This is a genomic window from Allobosea sp. NPDC055353 (assembly GCF_053644975.1).
The window spans coordinates 1,156,802-1,175,561 of sequence record NZ_JBSHMC010000001.1 but is presented as its reverse complement, the minus strand read 5'-3'; the positions used below and the strand labels follow the sequence as shown (position 1 = coordinate 1,175,561).

Annotated in this window: 16 protein-coding genes; 9 read left to right on the top strand and 7 right to left on the bottom strand. The window is 67.7% G+C overall.

The window, feature by feature from the left end; translation table 11 throughout:
- Positions 1–13: 13 nt before the first annotated feature.
- The 4 genes from ACWIEX_RS05385 to mscL all read right to left on the bottom strand — a co-directional run bounded on the left by ACWIEX_RS05385 (position 14) and on the right by mscL (position 4,420).
- The gene (locus ACWIEX_RS05385) at positions 14–1,369 is read right to left on the bottom strand and encodes a protoporphyrinogen/coproporphyrinogen oxidase (protein ID WP_454032074.1); all 1,356 of its coding nucleotides are present in this window, start codon (positions 1,367–1,369) and stop codon (positions 14–16) included.
- Positions 1,370–1,503: 134 nt separating this feature from the next.
- Positions 1,504–2,565, bottom strand: a complete 1,062-nt coding sequence (locus ACWIEX_RS05380; RefSeq protein WP_454032073.1) for an AbrB family transcriptional regulator — start codon at positions 2,563–2,565, stop codon at positions 1,504–1,506.
- A gap of 119 nt (positions 2,566–2,684) precedes the next feature.
- Positions 2,685–3,878, bottom strand: a complete 1,194-nt coding sequence (locus tag ACWIEX_RS05375) for a pyridoxal phosphate-dependent aminotransferase (protein WP_454032072.1) — start codon at positions 3,876–3,878, stop codon at positions 2,685–2,687.
- Between the two features lie 122 nt (positions 3,879–4,000).
- Entirely contained in the window at positions 4,001–4,420 is a 420-nt protein-coding gene (gene mscL / locus ACWIEX_RS05370; protein WP_454032071.1) for a large conductance mechanosensitive channel protein MscL, read from the bottom strand.
- A gap of 272 nt (positions 4,421–4,692) precedes the next feature.
- Here mscL and ACWIEX_RS05365 point away from each other — a divergent pair, with 272 nt between their 5' ends.
- Positions 4,693–8,265, top strand: a complete 3,573-nt coding sequence (locus ACWIEX_RS05365; protein ID WP_454032070.1) for a PAS domain-containing hybrid sensor histidine kinase/response regulator — start codon at positions 4,693–4,695, stop codon at positions 8,263–8,265.
- 4 nt (positions 8,266–8,269) lie between these two features.
- Here the strand turns inward: ACWIEX_RS05365 and ACWIEX_RS05360 are convergent, their stop codons facing one another.
- On the bottom strand, positions 8,270–8,830 hold the full coding sequence (locus ACWIEX_RS05360; RefSeq protein ID WP_454032069.1) for a thioesterase family protein: 561 nt from the start codon (positions 8,828–8,830) through the stop codon (positions 8,270–8,272).
- 105 nt (positions 8,831–8,935) lie between these two features.
- On the opposite strand from ACWIEX_RS05360, the gene ACWIEX_RS05355 reads away from it, so the two are divergent.
- From ACWIEX_RS05355 to ACWIEX_RS05340, 4 genes are all read left to right on the top strand, one after another.
- The gene (locus ACWIEX_RS05355) at positions 8,936–9,448 is read left to right on the top strand and encodes a tyrosine phosphatase family protein (RefSeq protein ID WP_454032068.1); all 513 of its coding nucleotides are present in this window, start codon (positions 8,936–8,938) and stop codon (positions 9,446–9,448) included.
- 149 nt (positions 9,449–9,597) lie between these two features.
- Complete coding sequence (locus tag ACWIEX_RS05350; protein WP_185745280.1) at positions 9,598–10,062, top strand: Lrp/AsnC family transcriptional regulator; 465 nt, start codon at positions 9,598–9,600, stop codon at positions 10,060–10,062.
- A 76-nt stretch (positions 10,063–10,138) separates the two neighbouring features.
- The gene (locus ACWIEX_RS05345; RefSeq protein WP_082617056.1) at positions 10,139–10,396 is read left to right on the top strand and encodes an exodeoxyribonuclease VII small subunit; all 258 of its coding nucleotides are present in this window, start codon (positions 10,139–10,141) and stop codon (positions 10,394–10,396) included.
- Positions 10,397–10,557: 161 nt separating this feature from the next.
- On the top strand, positions 10,558–11,478 hold the full coding sequence (locus ACWIEX_RS05340) for a pirin family protein (RefSeq protein WP_454032067.1): 921 nt from the start codon (positions 10,558–10,560) through the stop codon (positions 11,476–11,478).
- Between the two features lie 7 nt (positions 11,479–11,485).
- Here ACWIEX_RS05340 and ACWIEX_RS05335 read toward each other — a convergent pair whose 3' ends face one another.
- Entirely contained in the window at positions 11,486–12,715 is a 1,230-nt protein-coding gene (locus ACWIEX_RS05335) for an MFS transporter (protein ID WP_454032066.1), read from the bottom strand.
- Between the two features lie 180 nt (positions 12,716–12,895).
- Between ACWIEX_RS05335 and dxs the strand changes: the two genes are divergently transcribed.
- Both dxs and ACWIEX_RS05325 read left to right on the top strand, forming a co-directional pair.
- Positions 12,896–14,806, top strand: a complete 1,911-nt coding sequence (gene dxs / locus ACWIEX_RS05330) for a 1-deoxy-D-xylulose-5-phosphate synthase (RefSeq protein ID WP_454032065.1) — start codon at positions 12,896–12,898, stop codon at positions 14,804–14,806.
- Between the two features lie 10 nt (positions 14,807–14,816).
- On the top strand, positions 14,817–15,545 hold the full coding sequence (locus ACWIEX_RS05325) for a TlyA family RNA methyltransferase (protein WP_454032064.1): 729 nt from the start codon (positions 14,817–14,819) through the stop codon (positions 15,543–15,545).
- Here ACWIEX_RS05325 and ACWIEX_RS05320 read toward each other — a convergent pair whose 3' ends face one another.
- On the bottom strand, positions 15,546–16,046 hold the full coding sequence (locus tag ACWIEX_RS05320) for a hypothetical protein (RefSeq protein ID WP_454032063.1): 501 nt from the start codon (positions 16,044–16,046) through the stop codon (positions 15,546–15,548).
- 87 nt (positions 16,047–16,133) lie between these two features.
- Between ACWIEX_RS05320 and ACWIEX_RS05315 the strand changes: the two genes are divergently transcribed.
- Entirely contained in the window at positions 16,134–16,901 is a 768-nt protein-coding gene (locus ACWIEX_RS05315) for an SOS response-associated peptidase (RefSeq protein ID WP_454032062.1), read from the top strand.
- Between the two features lie 53 nt (positions 16,902–16,954).
- Positions 16,955–18,550, top strand: coding sequence for a gamma-glutamyltransferase family protein (locus ACWIEX_RS05310; protein ID WP_454032061.1), 1,596 nt, complete (start codon positions 16,955–16,957; stop codon positions 18,548–18,550).
- Positions 18,551–18,760: the final 210 nt, after the last annotated feature.

Sequence of the window (18,760 nt, the reverse complement as noted above, 5' to 3'; positions counted from 1 at the left end):
GCACACGCAACGCCTACACGTCCTGCCCGACATAGCTGGCGACGTCGCTCATGCGCTTCAGCGTGCGCCAGTAGATGTCCTCCATCAGGAGATGGGCGAACTCGCCGTTGCGGCCGATGCTGTAGAGGCCGTCGACGCCGGTGCTGCGAGCGAAATCCTGGCGGCGCTCTTCGTAGCGCGAGAGATAGACGGGATAGGCCAGGGGCGTCTTCAGCATGCCGCCGGCACCGATATAGCGCTCGCGCAGATGCGGGTAAATCCGGCACAGGCCATCGAGGCAGGCCTGCGCCAGCTTCTCGTCCGACATGGTCCACCAGGCATCGCCGACCTCGCAGCCGATATCGAAGGTCAGTTGCGTGCGCCCCTCCGGCGCAAGCCAGGGCATGGAGAACGGCGCCTCGGTGACGCGGAAGAAGGGCTGCGTGCGATCCGGCACCCAGAGCATCGTGTCCGGCAGGAGATTGCGGCCCTCGAAGCGCAGGTTGACGAAGATCATCGGGCGGTAGCGGAAGCCGCCGAGCTCGTCGAGCGCATCGGTCCCCTCGACGAGCCTAGGCAGGACATGGACCGGCGCGGTGCTGATCACGGCGGAAACGCCGATCTCGCGGCCGTTGACCTTCACCGCCACCGCCTTGCCGTTCTCGACATAGACGCGCTCGACCTTCGATTCCAGCGCGATGCTGTCACCGAGGCGAGCCACCGTCGGCTCGAGCAGCTTGGCGACGCCGCCTTCCGGATAGACATGGTAGACGCGCGGGCTCTCCGGCATCTCGTGCGAGTAGCCGTTGCAGACCGCGCGGCCCGACAGGCGCGACGCCGCCTTCAGGAGAAAGGTCTTCATCACCCCGGCCGCGAGCTTGTTGCCGACGGCAGGCGAAAGCTCGCTCGCCGGCGCGCCCGACCAGGCTTCGGCGAGCGGGATCGCGACATCCTCGGCGAGCGCCTCGCCATAGGCGTTGCGGAACCAGTCGGCCGCGCTCGCGACCGGCTGCGGTTTCAGGCGCGCGGACACGGCGCTCGCCGCATAACGCGGCGAGAGCGCGAGGCCGAAGGGATAGCTGTAGCTCTTGCTGCCCAGCGCGACCGCCTCGCCGTAATGGCGGACGGTGCGCGAGATCGCGCTCGCCCCCATGACATCGGCCAGGCGATTACTGACGAAATGCGCCCCGAAATCGTAGGTATAGCCCTCGGCATCCTTGAAGGAGGAGGCCATGCCGCCGACAGCGCGGCCGCTTTCGAAGACCGTGGCCCGCAAGCCCCGACGCTCGATGTCGAGGGCGGCGGTGAGGCCGGCAATGCCGGCGCCGATAATCGCGACGGGCTTGGCGAAGCGGCGCCAGACGTTCGGAGCCTGCACGGGGGTGGTCATGGCGGTCGCTCCGCGTCCATCAACCTATCTCGACGGCTCACCATATAGCAGGAGCGAATGAATTCGGATTTGCGGAAAAGCCGCAATCGTCGAGTCCGAACATAATGGATCGTTAAGCCCAGTCCCGCCGCAGATCAGCGCGGCGGCACATTCTTCATGCGGCCCAGGACCAGCGGCATCGCCAGGCCGATGATAACGAAGCGCACCAGATGATGCGCGCCGACATAGAGCGTATCCAACCCCATCGCGAAGGCCAGCATCGCCATCGCCTCCAGGCCGCCGGGCGCGAAGGCCGCCATGCCGCTGGCATAGGAGACGCCGGCGAGCCAGGCTGCCGGCCAGGCGAACAGGAAGGCCACGACGATCGAGACGGCGAAGCCGCCGATGGCGAGCGGAAACAGTCCCTTCAGCTCGTTGCGCGGGATATGCGCGATGCGCCCGCCCATGGTCGTGCCGAGCAGGACCTGCACGGCGATCTGGATCGGCATGGGCAACGCGCCCTCGACGAGGCCGCTGCCATGCAGGGCGGCGCTGGCGAAGGTAGCGCCGAACATCAGCGGGGCGGAGAGGCCGAGCCGTTCGAAGACCAGCCCGAGCGTCAGCCCCGCCATCGTCACCCCGAACATCGTGCCTGCATCGATCGATTGCACGGCGGGTGTCGGCATGCCCGTGGCGGCGCCGCTCAATTGCATCACGCTGGGCAGAAGCGCGACCAGCACGAGCAGTCGAAACAGCTGCACGACCGAGATCCGGCCGATATTGGCGCCCTTCGCCTGTGCTACGGCGAGCACGGTCGACAAGGCGCCGGGCGCCGCGGCCAGCAGGGCATCGATCCAGGGCCAGCGCGCGACATGGCGCAGATAGGCGCCGGTCGCGAGCATGATCACGGCGACGCCGACGAGGAGAATGACGAGGGAGGCGGGATAGCGCGCCGCCGCCGCCAGCGCCTCGGGCGTCGCCGCCGAGCCGAGGATCGCGCCGGACAGGACCATGGTCGAATCGAACCAGGGCCGGCGCAGGCTCGGCAGCGGGCGGATCAGCGCCACGACCGCGCTCAGCAACATCGAACCGGAGAGCCAGGCGGCGGGCATGCCGAGCAGGGCGAAGGCCCCACCCCCGGCCGCCGCCAGCGCGATGACCAGGATTTCCCGCCAGAGCAGCGTCAGCCGGTTCGAAGGATAGCCGAACGCTTTCATCGCCTTCCCGCCGCGCCGAGGACAGGAGGCGCCGGGCGTTCATGGCGATGGTCCGGCGGCGGGTCAACCGACCGGCTGCCCGCCGGGCGCAGGGCGGCGTTGCACTACCCGCTGCGGGATCAGAGGGTGGCGAGGGCCTTCTGCAGGCGCGCCACGGCCTCGACCAGATCGGCCGAGTTGCGGGCAAAGCAGAGGCGCAGCCCGGTCTCGCCGCCGGGCCCGAAGGCGGTGCCGGGAGCGAGGCCGACATTGGCGCTGTCGACCAGATCGAGCGCGAGCTTGCGCGAATCCTCGCGGCCATCGACCGAGAAGAACTGGTAGAACGCGCCGACCGGCGCCGAGAGCGTGACGCGGTTCGTCGCCTTCAAGCCCTCGAACACGATCCGGCGCCCTTCGGCAGCACGCGCGATCTGCTCGGCGACGAAGCCTTCACCCTCGTCGAGAGCAGCGATGGCGCCGCGTTGGACGAAGACCGGCGAACCGGAGGTCGAGTACTGGATGAGGTTCTCGACGACCTGCCCGAAGGCGACGGGGACCTCGATCCAGCCGATGCGCCAGCCGGTCATCGCCCAGTTTTTCGAGAAGGTCTGGACGAAGATGACGCGGTCCTCCGCCTCCATGATGTCGTGGAAGGAGGGCGCGCGCTCCGAGCCGTCATAGATGAAGCGGCCGTAGATCTCGTCGGCGACGATCCAGATGCCATGCTTGCGCGAGAGCGCGAGCAGCGCCTCCTGCTCGGCCCTGGTCGCGGTCCAGCCGGTGGGGTTCGACGGCGAGTTCACCAGGATGCCGCGGGTGCGCGGCGTGATCGCGGCAGCAAGCCGGTCGAGATCGAGGGTGAAACGACCCTGCGCGTAGTCCATCGGGACGCAGACGGTTGCCGCGCCGCTGACGCCGACGGCGGCGCCGAAATTCGGCCAGGCCGGGGTCGGGATGAGGATTTCGTCGCCGGGGCCGGCGATCATCCGCACGGCGATCTGGACGGACTGCATGCCCGAGCCGGTGACGTAGAAGCTCTCGGGCGAGAAGGCGCGGCCATAGAGGCGCTGGTGATAGCGGGCGAGCGCCTCGCGCAGTTCCGGGATCCCGCGCTGCCAGGTGTAGAAGGTTTCGCCCGCCGCAAGCGAGCGCGCCGCCGCGTCGGCGATGAAGGCGGGGGTCGAGAGATCGCCCTCGCCCACCCAGAGCGGGATCAGGCCCGGCTTGAGCCGGCCGTGATTGACCACCTCGACAATGCCGCTTTCCGGCGCATTCCGGGCCTCGGGACGAAGCTCGGCTAGCAGGGTGCTGCCCGGCAGGATGGCGCTGTTCATCGGGATCGGCCTCGCGAAAATCAGTGCTCCACCTTTAGCCGATTGCGGCGCGGCGAGGCATGAAATCGCGAGATCGGGTCGATCGGCGGCCGTGATGAATCACGGCCGCGCGGATAACAGGATCAGGCCTGCTTCTGCTTGAGCAGGTCGCGGATCTCGCCGAGAAGGACGACGTCTTCCGGCTTGGGCGCAGGCGCCTCATCCTTTGGCGCCGGCTTCTTCTGCAGCTGGTTGATGCCCTTGACCACCAAGAAGAGGACGAAGGCGATGATCAGGAAGTTGATCGCCACCGTGACGAAGTTGCCATAAGCCAGCACGGCGCCCTGCTTCCTGGCTTCCGAGAGGATCGGCGAGGTGACGGCGCTGTTGAGGCCGAAGAAGTAGTTCGAGAAATCGACGCCGCCGAGCGCGCCGATGAACGGCATGATGATATCGGAGACGAGCGAGTCGACGATCCTGCCGAACGCGGCGCCGATGATGACACCGATCGCGAGATCGACGACATTGCCCTTCAAAGCGAATTTCTTGAATTCTTCCAACATGCTGCACCCCTTGAGAATCGGCAAGGCTACCCCAACAGCCTGGGCCGGACGCTAAACCAGCCCCGCAGAGCAGGGAAAGCCCGAAAACACACCAAAGCCGGCCCAACGGGGCGTGAAACGCAAAGAGTTGGGGATGAAACGCGTTTGAAGGCTTGCGCCAATGGCCTATGGCGAGCCGACAGGCCGTCCGATACTCTGCGCAAAATCCGGAAACCGAGCACTATGGCGCCTGCACCCCGGCCCCGTTCGCACCCAACTCCCATGAGGGCGGCATGATGCCCGCCTGGTCCGTGGTGCTGGTCGCGCTCGCCTATCTGTGCGGGCTGTTCGCCGTCGCCCATATGGCCGACACATCCGGGCGCAAACTGATGACCGGGCGGGCGCGGACGACGATCTACGCGCTGGCGCTCGGTGTCTACTGCACCTCCTGGACCTTCTACGGCTCGGTCGGCTTCGCCAATCGCGCCGGCTTCGACTTCCTCGGCATCTATGTCGGGCCGATCCTCGTCATCGGTCTCGGCCACCGCTTCGTCGGCCGCATCGTCGGCATCGCCAAGTCGCAGAACATCACCTCGATCGCCGACTTCGTCGGCGCCCGCTACGGCAAGAGCGAGCGCGTCGCCGCGCTGGTCTGCATCGTCGCGGTGATCGGGGCGCTGCCCTATATCTCGCTTCAGTTGAAGGCCGTCGCCAATTCGCTCTCGGTCTTCCTGGCCGCAACCGGCGGCCACCCTCCGACGCCGGACGTGCCGGTGCTGAGCGACCTGCCCTTCCTGGTCGCGATCGTGCTCGCCGGCTTCGCCTGCGCCTTCGGCACCCGCCATATCGACGCGACCGAGCACCAGGACGGGCTCGTCCTGGCGATCGCGGTCGAATCCCTGATCAAGCTGGTTGCCTTCCTCGTGCTCGGCTTCTTCATCGTCTACGGGCTGTTCGGCGGCCCCGGCGACCTGCTCGCGCAAGCCGCCAAACCCGCGGGCGGCGCCCTGCCGATCTGGGAGCGCACGTCGAGCTGGCCGAACTTCCTAACGCTGACGCTGCTGTCGAGCTGCGCCGCGCTGCTGCTGGCGCGGCAGTTCCACATGACAATCGTCGAGAATCGCGACGTGCGCGATGTCCGCCGCGCGGCCTGGATGTTTCCGCTCTATCTCGTGCTGATCAACCTGTTCGTGCTGCCGCTGGCGGCGGCCGGCGAGATCCTGATCCCCGGCAGCGGCGTCGACCGCGACATGACCGTGCTGCTGCTGCCCTTGCAGCGCGAGGCCGGGGTGATCGCACTCTTCGTCTTCGTCGGCGGGCTCTCGGCCGCGACGGCCATGGTGATCGTCGCCTCGGTCGCGCTGGCGATCATGATCTCGAACCATCTCGTGATGCCGCTGCTGCTGCGTGGCCGGCGCGGCCTCAGCGACCCCGGCCGCGCGGTCAGGCTGTTCGGCGGGCGCAGCGCGGGCGACAGCAATCTCGGTGGCGATCTCGGCTCCCAGGTGGTGATCATCCGGCGGCTGAGCATCTTCCTCGTGATCCTGCTCGGCTATGTCTATTACCGCGCCTCCGGCGAGGCCGCCCTGGTCTCGATCGGCCTGTTGTCCTTCGCGGCAACGGCGCAGATCGCGCCGGCCTTCTTCGGAGGCCTGTTCTGGCGGCGTGGTACGGCGCTCGGCGCCGCCGCCGGGTTGACGATCGGCACGCTGGTCTGGGCCTATACGCTGCTGATGCCGAGCCTGGCGCTGCCCGGCGGCTGGTGGAGCAGCGTCGTCGCATCAGGCCCGTTCGGAGCCGGCATCTTCAGGCCGGAAGCCCTGTTCGGGGTGGATTGGCCAGCGCTGCCGCATGGCGTGTTCTGGAGCCTCGGGCTCAACATCCTCGCCTATATCGGCTTCTCGCTGCTCCGGCCCGCCAATGCGATGGAGCGCTTGCAGGCCAACGCCTTCGTCGAATCCCAGCCGGCGACGATGGCGCAATCCTTCTCGCTGTGGCGCACCACCATCACCGAGGGCGAGCTGCAATCGACGATCGCGCGCTATCTCGGGGCAGAGCGCACGCAGCGCGCCTTCGAGAGCTTCAACAGCGGCCGCGGCGAGGCTTCCGAAAGCGGGCGGCAGGCCGATATCCATCTGCTGCGCTTCGGCGAGCACCTGCTCTCCTCGGCGATCGGCGCGGCCTCCTCGCGCCTCGTGCTGTCGCTCCTGCTGAAGCGGCGGAACCTCTCGACCGAGGCCGCCTTCAAGCTGCTCGACGATGCCTCGGCCGCGCTCCAGTACAACCGCGACATCCTCCAGCACGGGCTCGACCATGCCGGCCAGGGCATCACCGTGCTCGACCGGGATCTCCGGCTGCTCGCCTGGAACCAGGCCTTCATCCAGCTCTACGACCTGCCGGCCTCGCTGGTGCGTTTCGGCACCGGGCTCGATGAGATCGTGCGCTACAACGCGGCGCGCGGCGCCTATGGCACCGGCGCGCGCGACGAATTGATGGCGGCGCGGCTGGAAAGCTTCATCAACGATCGCGAGCCGGTGCGCCTGAAGCTCTACCCGTCGAAGAAGGTCATCGAGGTCCGCACAAACGCCCTGCCGGACGGCGGCTTCGTCACAACCTATACCGACATCACCGAGACCGTCGCCGGCGAGGAAGAGCTGGAACGCGCCAACGAGGGCCTCGAACGCCGCGTCGCCGAGCGCACCGAGGAACTGCTGCACGTCAATGCCGAGCTCCAGCGCGCCAAGGCCGAGGCGGAATCCGCCAACGCCTCGAAGACGCGCTTCCTCGCCGCCGCCAGCCACGACATCCTGCAGCCGCTCAACGCGGCGCGGCTCTACGCGACCTCGCTGGTCGAGCGCGACCGCAGCGGCGGGCAGCCCGAACTCGCGGAGAATATCGACGCCTCGCTCGACGCGGTCGAGGAGATCCTGACGGCGCTTCTGGAGATCTCCCGCCTCGATGGCGGCGCGCTGAAGCCGGAGCTCTCCTCCTTTCGGCTCGACGAACTGATGCGCCAGCTCCAGCGCGAATTCGAGCCGAGCGCCCAGGAAAAAGGCCTGAAGCTGGTGTTCATGCCGACCAGCCTGACGCTCCGCTCGGACCGGCGCCTGCTGCGGCGTCTGCTGCAGAACCTGATCTCCAACGCGATCAAGTACACGCCGGGCGGCAAGGTGCTGATCGGCTGCCGGCGCCGCGGCAGCCAGGTCGCGGTCGAGGTGATCGATACCGGGCTCGGCATTCCCCAGAGCAAGCAGAAGACCGTGTTCCGCGAGTTCCAGCGGCTCGACCAGGGTGCCAAGGTGGCGCGCGGCCTCGGCCTGGGGCTCTCGATTGTGCAGCGCATCTCGCGGGCGCTCGACCATGGGCTGACGCTCGATTCGGCGCCGGGCCGCGGTACGCGCTTCTCGGTCTCCGTCCCGCGCGCCGCGCCGTTGCCGGCGATGACGACGGCGACAGCGGCGCGCAACGCGCCGGCCGGGCAGCTCGCCGGCATGCGGCTTCTCGTCATCGACAACGAGCCCGCTATCCTCGACGGCATGAAGCGCCTGCTCGAAGGCTGGGGCTGCCGGGTCACGATTGCCGCCAGCCTCGAAGAGGCGCTGCCGCATGTCGGCAGCAAGGGCGAGGCCGATGTGCTGATCGCCGACTACCATCTCGACCATGGCAATGGGCTGACCGCGATCAGTGCGCTCCGGGCCCGCGCGCGCACGCCGATGCCGGCGATCCTGCTCACCGCCGACCGGACGCCGCATGTGCGCGAGGCGGCGAACGCGCTCGACGTCCACCTGCTCAACAAGCCGCTGAAGCCCGCCGCCTTGCGCGCGCTCCTGGCGCAGTGGCGCGCGACGCGGCTGGCGGCGGAGTAACCGTTCAGCCTGCTGCCGAGGCCGCGCTGCGCATGGCCTCTTCGGAGACGAGGAAAGCCGCGACTTCCGGGTTCGGCTGCGGACTCTCGGCGGTGATGCCGATCTCGCCGAGCAGACGCGCGACCGGGACATAGGCCCGCCCCTTCTTGTCGTAGAGCGCGGCCCGGACCAGCGCGACCGCCGCGACGATCTCGGTGCCGTCCCGGCCCTGCATCAGCATGCGATGCTGCATCACCAGCCAGCTCTCGCTCCAGCACAGGATTTTCGTCTCCACCCTGAACGGGCGGAACAGGCGCATCTCACGGCGGAAGCGGATGGTGCCGGCATTGACCACCGGCAGCCAGCGATGGCGCAGCACCGCCCGCCACAGGCCGCTGCGCAGCATCAGGTCGAGCCGGCCGAGATCCATCAGCGTCCAGTAGCGGCCATTGTTCATGTGCAGGCTTGTGTCGAGATCGTGGAACCAGACCCGGAAGGGCAGGACGGACGCCTCGTCCGGCAGGTCGAGCCCCGGGCGGAAGCGCGTCGTCAGCAGGAGCCAGATCAGGCGGAACCAGAGATTCATGGGGAGCTTTTCGGCGCTGGATCGATCGGGGCAGCGCCTCCATGTCATGGAGATGCCGGCGATGTCGATCATGCTATCGTCGGCCTGTCATCGCGGAGCCAGCCCTTGTCCAGCCTTCACGTTTCCCCGCTTTCGCGGCTCGACGAGACCGTCGCGGCCGTCCGCGCCCGACATCTCGTGACGCTGATCAATGTCGGCACGACGGTTACCCGTCCGGCCGGGATCGCGCCCGAGCGGCATCTCTTCCTCGGCATGTCGGACATCAATCAGGTACTGGACGGCCATGTCCTCGCAGGCCAGGAGCATATGGCGCGCCTGCTCGCTTTCCTGCGCGACTGGGATCGCGCGGAGCCGATGGTGATCCATTGCTGGGCCGGAATCAGCCGCTCGACGGCAGCCGCCTATATCGCGGCCTGCGCCCTCGGCCCTGAGCGCAACGAAGACGAGGTGGCCGACGCGCTGCGTGCAGCCGCACCCTCGGCGACGCCGAATGCCCGGCTCGTCGCTCTGGCCGATACAACGCTCGGACGGCGCGGCCGGATGATCGGCGCGATCGAGCGAATCGGGCGTGGCGCCGATGCCTTCGAAGGCACGCCCTTCGTCATGCCGCTCGCCTGAACTCCCGGTTAGGAGCACGCAGTTTCCTGCAAACTTTCTCCGTGAGCGCTGTGAAAACCACGACGCCTACGCCGGTTCGCTGCAGAAGATTGCTTGCATCGGGCGAATTTTGCGACGATGCATCGCGCGGGAGGCTCTTCACCGTGACCATGACGATCGAGCTCGATTCGCGCGACCGCTCCATCCTGCGGATTCTCCAGCAGGACGGACGCATCACCAATTCGGACCTTGCCGAGAGGGTCCATCTCTCGCCCTCGGCCTGCCTCAGGCGCGTGCGCCAGCTCGAGGACAGCGGCCTGATCCGCGGCTATGCGATGATGCTCGACGACAAGATCGCGGGCTTCCCCGGCACGGCCTTCGTCTTCGTCACGCTGGACCAGCAGGGCCGCGCCTCGCTGGAGAGCTTCGAGCAGGCGGTGCAGAGCCTGCCCGAAATCCTCGAATGCCACCTGCTCGCCGGCGCGCATGATTATCTGATGCGGGTGATCTACCGCGACAGCGCCGATTTCGAGCGCATCCACACCGATATTCTCACCCAGTTGCCAGGCGTGACCCGCGTGCAGTCGACGCTGACGCTGCGCACGATCAAGAAGACCTCCGCCCTGCCGGTCTGAGTCAGCAGCGCCGCGAAGCGGGTTGCGGCCGGGCTCGCTCCAGCCGATAAGCTCAGCGCAAAGAGGAATCAGGCCTGTGAGCGAAGAGAAGACCAACACTGATGTCGCCACCCTGCCCTTCGAGGCAGCGATGAAGGAGCTCGAAGGCATCGTTGCGCGGCTGGAGCGCGGCGACGTCCCGCTTGAGGAATCGATCGCGATCTACACACGCGGCGAGGCCTTGAAGGCGCGCTGCGATGCGCTGCTGAAGCAGGCGGAAGCCCGGATCGAGCGCATCACGCTCGGTGCCGACGGCAAGCCGACGGGCGCGGCCCCGCTCGACGTCGAGAACTGAACCGACCCCGGCGGCGCCTTTAGCACCTCGCAAGATCAATACGCAATGCCGCGGCGCCTCGGGTGTCGCGGCATTGCATTTCTGCCAGCGACCGGTTGCGAGCCGGCGCTTGCCTGCACGCCTCCACGGGGCCAGATTCGGCCTCAACCAAGGAGGCCATCATGTCGCAACTCCCCGCCGACGATCCAATCCTGGGCGATGCCCGCTCCTGCGAGGCGATCGAGAAGGTGATCGTGCCCCGCTCCCACGACCTCGGCGGCTTCCAGGTCCGCCGGGCGCTCCCGGCCATCGGCCAGCGCATGGTCGGCCCCTTCATCTTCTTCGACCAGATGGGACCGGCCGAATTCCATCTCGGCGAGGGTCTGGACGTGCGCCCGCACCCGCATATCGGGCTCTCGACCGTGACCTATCTCTTCGACGGCGAGATCATGCATCGCGATTCGCTCGGCACCGCGCTCGCGATCAAGCCGGGCGCGGTGAACCTGATGACGGCCGGCCGCGGCATCGTGCATTCCGAGCGAACGGGGATGGAAGCGCGCGCCACCGGCCCGAAGCTATACGGCATCCAGGCCTGGCTCGCCCTGCCGAAGACGCATGAGGAGGTCGCGCCCGAGTTCAAGCATCACGGCGCAGGCGACCTGCCGCGCATCGTCGAGGGCGGCAAGCGCATCAGCCTGATCATGGGTTCGGCCTATGGCCAGACCTCGCCGGTGAAGTTCCCGTGGGATGCGCTCTATGCCGAGGCGGTGCTCTCGCCCGGCGCAATCCTGCCGCTCGATCCCGACTATGACGAGCGCGCGATCTATATCGTCTCCGGCAAGGTCGATATCGCCGGGGACGAGTTCGGCGCCGGGCAGTTGCTCGTGTTTAAGCCGGGCGACCGCATCTCGATCCTCGCCATCGACCAGGCCCGTGTGATGATCGTTGGCGGCGAGCCGATGGACGGCCCGCGCAACATCTGGTGGAACTTCGTCTCGTCCTCGAAGGAGCGGATCGAGCAGGCCAAGCACGAATGGAAGACCGGCCGCTTCGACACCGTGCCCGGCGACGAGAGCGAGTTCATCCCGCTCCCGGAAGGCTGAGACGGCCTCACGCCGCCTCGGAGATGTCCCGCAGCTTCGGCACCCGCGAGAAGCCGATCACCAGCAACTGGACCAGGAAGCCTGTGGCCGCGAGGCCCAGGCAGGCGGCGATGCCGAGATGTGCCGCGACGGAGGCGCCGATGGCAGCGCCGATCGGCCGGGCACCGAAGGTCGCGGTCATGATCAGGGCGGAGACGCGGCCGAGCATCGCATTGGGCGTCACCGCCTGTCGCAATGTCATGGTCGAGATCGTCCAGATGATCGGCCCGACGCCGAACAGGAAGAAGCTCGCCGCGACCAGATAGACCGAGGGCATCCAGAGCGTCGCGAACATCACGCCGGCTGCGCAAAGCCCGGCGAAGGGCCCGAGCAGGATCAGCGTCCCGAAGGTGACCTGCTTCGCGATGGCCGGCGCGAGGACAGCGCCGACGATCATGCCCGCGCCGTAGATGCCGAGCGTGATGCCGACCTGCGTCGCGCTCAAGCCCAGATTCTGGACGGCATAGGCGACATAGACCGCCTGGAAGATGAACCAGGAGACGTTGAAGAACACCGCCGTCATCAGGATCGGCCTGAGCAGGTCGTGGCCGGCGACGAAGCGCGCGCCTTCCTTGAGATCATGCAGCAGGTCGCGGCGCGGACCGGACGTCGCCTCGTCCTTCGGCAGGCCAGCAAGCATGAGCGCTGCGAAAATAGAGAGCGCGGCCGCGAGGCCGTAAGCGGTGGAGACGCCGATCCAGCCGACGAGCGCCCCGCCGAGCGCAGGCCCGCCGGCATAGGCGGCGCTGCGGGCCAGCTCCAGCCAGCGATTGGCATCGGCGAGCCGCGCACGCGGCACCACGGAGGGAACGAAAGCCGGCGCCGCGACGCTGTAGCAGACCGTGCCGATGGCGCCGAGCGCGCCGAGCAGGGCAAGCCAGGTCAGGTTGAGGCTGCCCGCGGCGAGCAGCAGCGGGATCGCCAGCAGGGACACCGCGCGCAAGGCTTCCGTACCGACCATGAGCCGGCGCCGCGAGGCCCGGTCGACCATCAGGCCCGCGGGAATCGAGAGCAGGAGGAAGGGCAAGGTCTGCGCGGTCTGCAGCCAGCCGGTCTCGGCCGGCCCGGCCGCGAGCAGCAGAACCGCGGCCAGAGGCGCTGCGGCGAGCGCGATCTGCTCCGAGAACTGGGCAAAGAGATTGGACCAGCCGATGCGGCGAAATGCCGTCGGCAGGGGCGTCATATCGGTCGATTGCATGACCTGGCGTCCTCGGAAACAGTCGTCAGCGTACTGAAACGCCTTGCCGGCACGGGAACCACCCGTTTCGTGGCAAGGCGGGACGACCGCCGTCGGTCGACACGGAAACGCAACTGCGGTTTGCCAGCGCGCCGCGCAGGCTCTATTTCGAAGCACCCCAGCGAAGGATCAGACAGCCTCGTGCCCCGTCCCGCCACGCCGCTCCTCGACACGATCCACGATCCCGCCGATCTGCGCGCCCTTGACGACGCGAAGCTGCACGCGCTTGCCGACGAGCTCAGGCTCGAGACGATCGATGCCGTCTCGGTCACCGGCGGCCATCTCGGCGCCGGGCTCGGCGTGGTCGAACTCACCGTCGCGCTGCATCATGTCTTCGATACGCCGCGCGACCGGCTGATCTGGGATGTCGGCCACCAGGCCTATCCGCACAAGATCCTGACCGGGCGGCGCGAGCGCATCCGCACGCTGCGCCAGCCGGGCGGGCTCTCCGGTTTCACCAAGCGCACGGAGAGTGCCTACGATCCGTTCGGCGCCGCCCATTCCTCCACCTCGATCTCGGCCGGGCTCGGCATGGCCGTCGGGCGCGATCTTGCCGGCGGACGCAACAACGTCATCGCCGTGATCGGCGACGGCGCGATGTCGGCCGGCATGGCCTATGAGGCGATGAACAATGCCGGCGCGCTCGGCTCGCGCCTCATCGTCATCCTCAACGACAACGACATGTCGATCGCCCCGCCGGTCGGCGCGATGTCGGCCTATCTGGCGCGGCTCGTCTCGGGCCGGACCTATCGCTCGATCCGCGAGGTCGCCAAGCAGCTCGCCGAGAAGCTGCCGCGCTTCTTCCACGACAAGGCCAAGCGCACCGAGGAATATGCCCGCGGCTTCTGGACCGGGGGGACGATGTTCGAGGAGCTCGGCTTCTACTATGTCGGGCCGATCGACGGGCATAATCTCGACCATCTGCTGCCGGTGCTGCGCAATGTCCGTGATGCCGAGAGCGGGCCTATCCTCGTCCATGTCGTGACGCAGAAGGGCAAGGGTTATGCCCCGGCCGAGGCCAGCGCCGACAAGTACCATGGCGTGGTCAAGTTCGATCCGGTCACTGGGCAGCAGGCCAAGGCGCCAGCGAACGCGCCGAGCTACACCAATGTCTTCGCCAGCGCGCTGATCAAGCAGGCGCGCGAGGACGACAAGGTCGTCGCCGTCACTGCCGCGATGCCCTCCGGAACCGGGCTCGACGCCTTCGGCAAGGAGTTTCCGGGCCGCACTTTCGATGTCGGCATCGCCGAACAGCATGCGGTGACCTTCGCGGCGGGCCTCGCCACCGAGGGCTACAAGCCTTTTGTGGCGATCTACTCGACCTTCATGCAGCGCGCCTATGACCAGATCGTTCATGACGTGGCGATCCAGAAGCTGCCGGTGCGCTTCGCGCTGGACCGGGCCGGGCTCGTCGGCGCCGACGGCGCGACCCATGCCGGTTCCTTCGACATCGCCTATCTCGCCTGCCTGCCCGACATGGTGGTGATGGCCGCCGCCGACGAGGCCGAGCTCACCCATATGGTCGCGACCGCCGCGGCCTATGACGACGGGCCGATCGCGCTGCGCTATCCGCGCGGCGAAGGCGTCGGCGTCGAGATCCCGGATGTCGGCGTGCCGCTCCCGATCGGCAAGGGCCGCATCGTCCGCGAGGGCACCCGGATCGCGCTGCTCTCGCTTGGGACGCGTCTGGCCGAAGCCTTGAAGGCCGCCGAACTGCTGGCGCAGCGCGGCCTGTCGACGACGGTCGCCGATGCCCGCTTCGCCAAGCCGCTCGACGAAGCGCTGATCCTCAAGCTCGCCCGCGAGCACGAGGTTCTCGTCACGGTCGAGGAGGGCTCGGTCGGCGGTTTCGGCAGCCATGTGCTGCACCTGCTGGCGCAGAGCGGGGCGCTCGATGCCGGCCTGAAGGTCAGGAGCCTGACGCTGCCGGACGTCTTCCAGGATCACGACAAGCCGGATGCGATGTATGCCGCAGCCGGGCTCGACGCCGCCGGCATCGTCAAGGCTGTCGAGACCGCGCTTGGCCGGCCCAGCGCCGTGAAGCTGGCCTGACGGCACCGGCATGAAGAGCCGTGCCGACCAGTTGCTCGTCGAGCGCGGCTTCTTCGAGAGCCGGGCGCGTGCGCAGGCCGCGATCGCGGCAGGATTGGTCACCGTCAATGGCGCAGCCGTACGCAAAGCCTCGGAGATGGTGGCCGATGATGCGGAACTGACCGCGCAAGCGCCGCATCCTTACGTTTCGCGCGGCGGACTGAAGCTCGCCGGCGCGCTCGATGCCTTCGGCTTCGATCCGCAGGGGCTCGTCTGTCTCGATGTCGGCTCATCGACCGGCGGCTTCACCGACCTTCTCCTGAAGCGCGGCGCGCGCCATGTCGTTGCCGTCGATGTCGGGCGCGACCAATTGCATGCCTCGCTGCGCACCGATCAGCGCGTCACCAGCCTCGAGGGGCAGGATATCCGCACGCTGGACACCGAGGTGCTGCCAGAGCGGCCGAGCCTTGCCGCGATCGATGTCAGCTTCATCTCGCTCAGGCTGGTGCTTCCGGCGGTCGCGTCCCTGCTCGCACACGAGGCCCGTATCGCCGCTTTGATCAAGCCGCAGTTCGAGGCAGGCCGCGCCGCGCTGAAGAAGGGCATCGTCCGTGACGAGGCGATCCAGCTTCAGGTCTGCGACGAGATCGTCGCGGTGCTGCAGGGCTTATGCTTTGCAGTGGACGGGCCGATCCCGTCCCCGATCGAGGGCGGCGACGGCAATCGCGAGTTTCTCGTCGGGGCGCGGCGGCGTGCCTGATCAGCGGGCGAGCAGCGCGTCGATCTCGGCCTGCAGGGCGGTATCGTCGAATTTGCCGATATCGATCGTGCCGTTCGCGTTGATGAACTGGGTCGCGCGGGCGATCTGCCGGCGCAGGGCCTCGCTGGCGATCTCGACGATCTCCGGCAATTCCGGCGGAGGCGGCGTTTCCGCGAGAAGCGCGGTGACAGTGCGCACCAGCCGCGTCATCGCGTGGCAGGCCTCGTCGAAGGCTCTGGCCCTGTTCGGGTTCAGCTCGTCATAGGCGGCAAGGGCCGAACCGGCACAGCGCAGCGCCGAAGCAGCGAAATGCTCGCGGTAGCCGACAGCCTGCCAGGCGAGGAGGTCAGCAAGGACGTTTTCGTCCATCGCGACCATCTCGATCAACATCAGGGCTTCGCTGTAGCGGTTGAGAAAGTCGGTCGACAGGCGTGGAGAAGGGCCGGCGTCGAGCCGATCGGCCGCCATTCCAGCCAGCATCTCCGTCGCGATGACGCTCATCTGCTACCCCAAACCGGCGCGACTATGTTGGTGCAACCGCAAATAAAGTGTTGATTCCGAACGCTCGTCTCGACGTAAACAGTGGGCATGTGCGGACGCTATGCGATCACCCTGCCCCCCGAGGCGATGCGCGAGACCTTCGGCTATCGCGAGCAGCCGAACTTCCCGCCGCGCTACAACATCGCGCCGACGCAGCCCGTGCCGATCGTCCGGCTGCATGACGGAGCACGGCAATTCCTGCTGATGCGCTGGGGCTTCATCCCCGGCTGGGTCAAGGACCCCAGGGATTTCCCGCTCGTCATCAATATCCGGGTGGAGAGCGCCGCCGAGAAGCCGTCCTTCCGCAACGCACTGACGCGGCGGCGCTGCCTGCTGCCGGCCGATGCCTTCTACGAATGGCGGCGCAGCGTCACCGGCAAGCAGGCCCGCAGCGAAGCCTTCCTGTTCCGCAAGCCGGATCGCAGCCTCTTCGCCTTCGCCGGGCTGTGGGAGACCTGGCATTCGCCGGATGGGTCCGAGATCGACACGGTCGCGATGATGACGGGGCCGGCGAACGGCACGATGGCTCCGATCCATCATCGCAGCCCGATCATCCTCGATCCCCGCGATCACGACGCCTGGCTCGATCCGCAGGCGACACAGGAGCAGACCGGGCGCCTGCTGAAACCGCCGCCCGATGATCTGCTGGAGGCCGTCGCCATCGGCAATGCCGTCAACAAGGTCGCCAACGACGCAGCCGAGATCCAGTTGCCGCTGGCCGAGCTTCCGCAAGAGGAGGTTCCCGACGAACCGAAGCGCCATGCGCGCAAAGCGACCCGGCCTCCCGCAGATGACGGGCAAGGCAGCCTGTTCTAGCGCCGGATTCGTGCTCTGATCGTCGCCAGAAGACGACGAGGAGGAGACTGAAGATGCATGGCCGCCGCCCTACGATGACCTCTCGCCACGGCATTGTTGCCGCGGCCCATCCTTTGGCGGCTCAGGCCGGCGCAAAATTGCTGGCGCAGGGCGGCAACGCCTTCGACGCCGCTGCCGCCACCGCCGCTGCTCTGAACGTGGTCGAGCCCTTCATGTCGGGCCTTGCCGGCATGGGCCTGTCGACGATGTGGGTCGCGGCCGAGAAGCGGGTGCGCGTGCTCGATTTCGTGCCGCCGATCCCGGCGAGCTTCCCGGCCGACCGCTTCAGCAAGCGCACCGATCTGGAGCGTGGCGCGCTCGCCATCGCCTCCCCCGGCAACCTCGCAGGCTGGTGCGAACTGGTGAAGACCTATGGCCGCAAATCTCTGGCCGAGGTCTTCGCACCAGCGATCGCGCTGGCGCGGGACGGCTTTGCGCTGGCCGAGTTCGGCGCGGCGGAGTTCGAGGAGAACGACCCGCTGCTGGAAAAGATTCCGGCGCTCTATCCGGCCTGGTCGAAGAACTACCAGCCGAACGGCCCGATGCATCTCGGCTCCGTGCTCGTACAGCCGGACCTCGCGAAAACGCTGAGCGAGATCGCCGAGAAGGGACCGGACCATTTCTATCGCGGCGCGCTGGGCGAGAAGGTCATCGCCCACCTGCAAGCGCTCGGCGGCTCGCTGACCATGGCCGATCTCGCAGCGGTGAAGATGGTCTGGCGCGAGCCTATGGCGGTGAGCTTCAAGGGATTGTCGGTGCATGTGCCGCCGCCGCCCTGCGAGGGCTTCCAGTTCCTGCTGACGCTCAAGCTGCTCGACGGGATCGACCTTGCCTCGAAGCCGAGGGATGGGGCGGACCATCTCGACCTCGTCTATCGCGCGATCCGCCTCGCGGCCGGCGAGCGCATCGCCCATAACAACCCCTCGCCGGAGAAGCTCGCCGAGATCATGTCGGAGGCTTCCGTCGCACGCCTGCGCCAGCGCCTGACCGACGGCAAGCCGGTGACCGGGCCGACCGAGCAATGGGTGCCGCAGGACCAGGAAGACCCGGCGCACACGACCTCGCTCTCTGTCGCCGACAGCGAGGGCAACCTGATCTGCATCACGCAGAGCCTCGGCAGCCCGTTCGGCAGCGGCGTCGTCGTGCCCGGCACAGGGCTGTGCTTCAACAACTTCCTGTACTGGGCCGATGTCCAGCCCGGCAGCCCGAACCGCTCGAAGCCCGGCGACGAACTGCCGATGTGCATGTCGCCCTCGCTCTCGACCCGCGACGGCAAGCCGGTGCTCGCGCTCGGCACGCCCGGCAGCTACGGCATCATGCAGACGCAGGCGCAGGCCATGGTCCAGCACCTCGTCTACGGGCTGCCCTTGCAGGAGGCGATCGAGGCACCGAGAGCACGGCTCTGGGACGGCCGCCTCGTCGAGATCGAGAACCGGATCACGCCCGAGACGATCGCCGAACTGGTCAAGCGCGGGCACGAGGCGCGCGCCTTCGACGTCGGCTGGACGATGCGCTGCGGCGGCATGCAGGCGGTGGCGGTCGATCCGGCGACCGGGGTGTTTACCGGCGCCGCCGATCCGCGCCGGGATGGTTATGTCGCGACGCCTTGAGGCATCACAGTCGAGTTCAGAAAATGGCGCGGGATCCCCTCTCCTGTAAGGAGAGGGGTAGGGGTGAGGTGTAGGCCCTTGGACCAGTGGGGCATGCCCTCACCGCAGCAGCGGTCAGGCCGCGTTCAAACGTCCAACGGCCGACCCCTCACCCTGCCCTCTCCCTCCGGGAGAGGGTTCCCCGCGGTATCCGAGCCTACTTGGCGATCC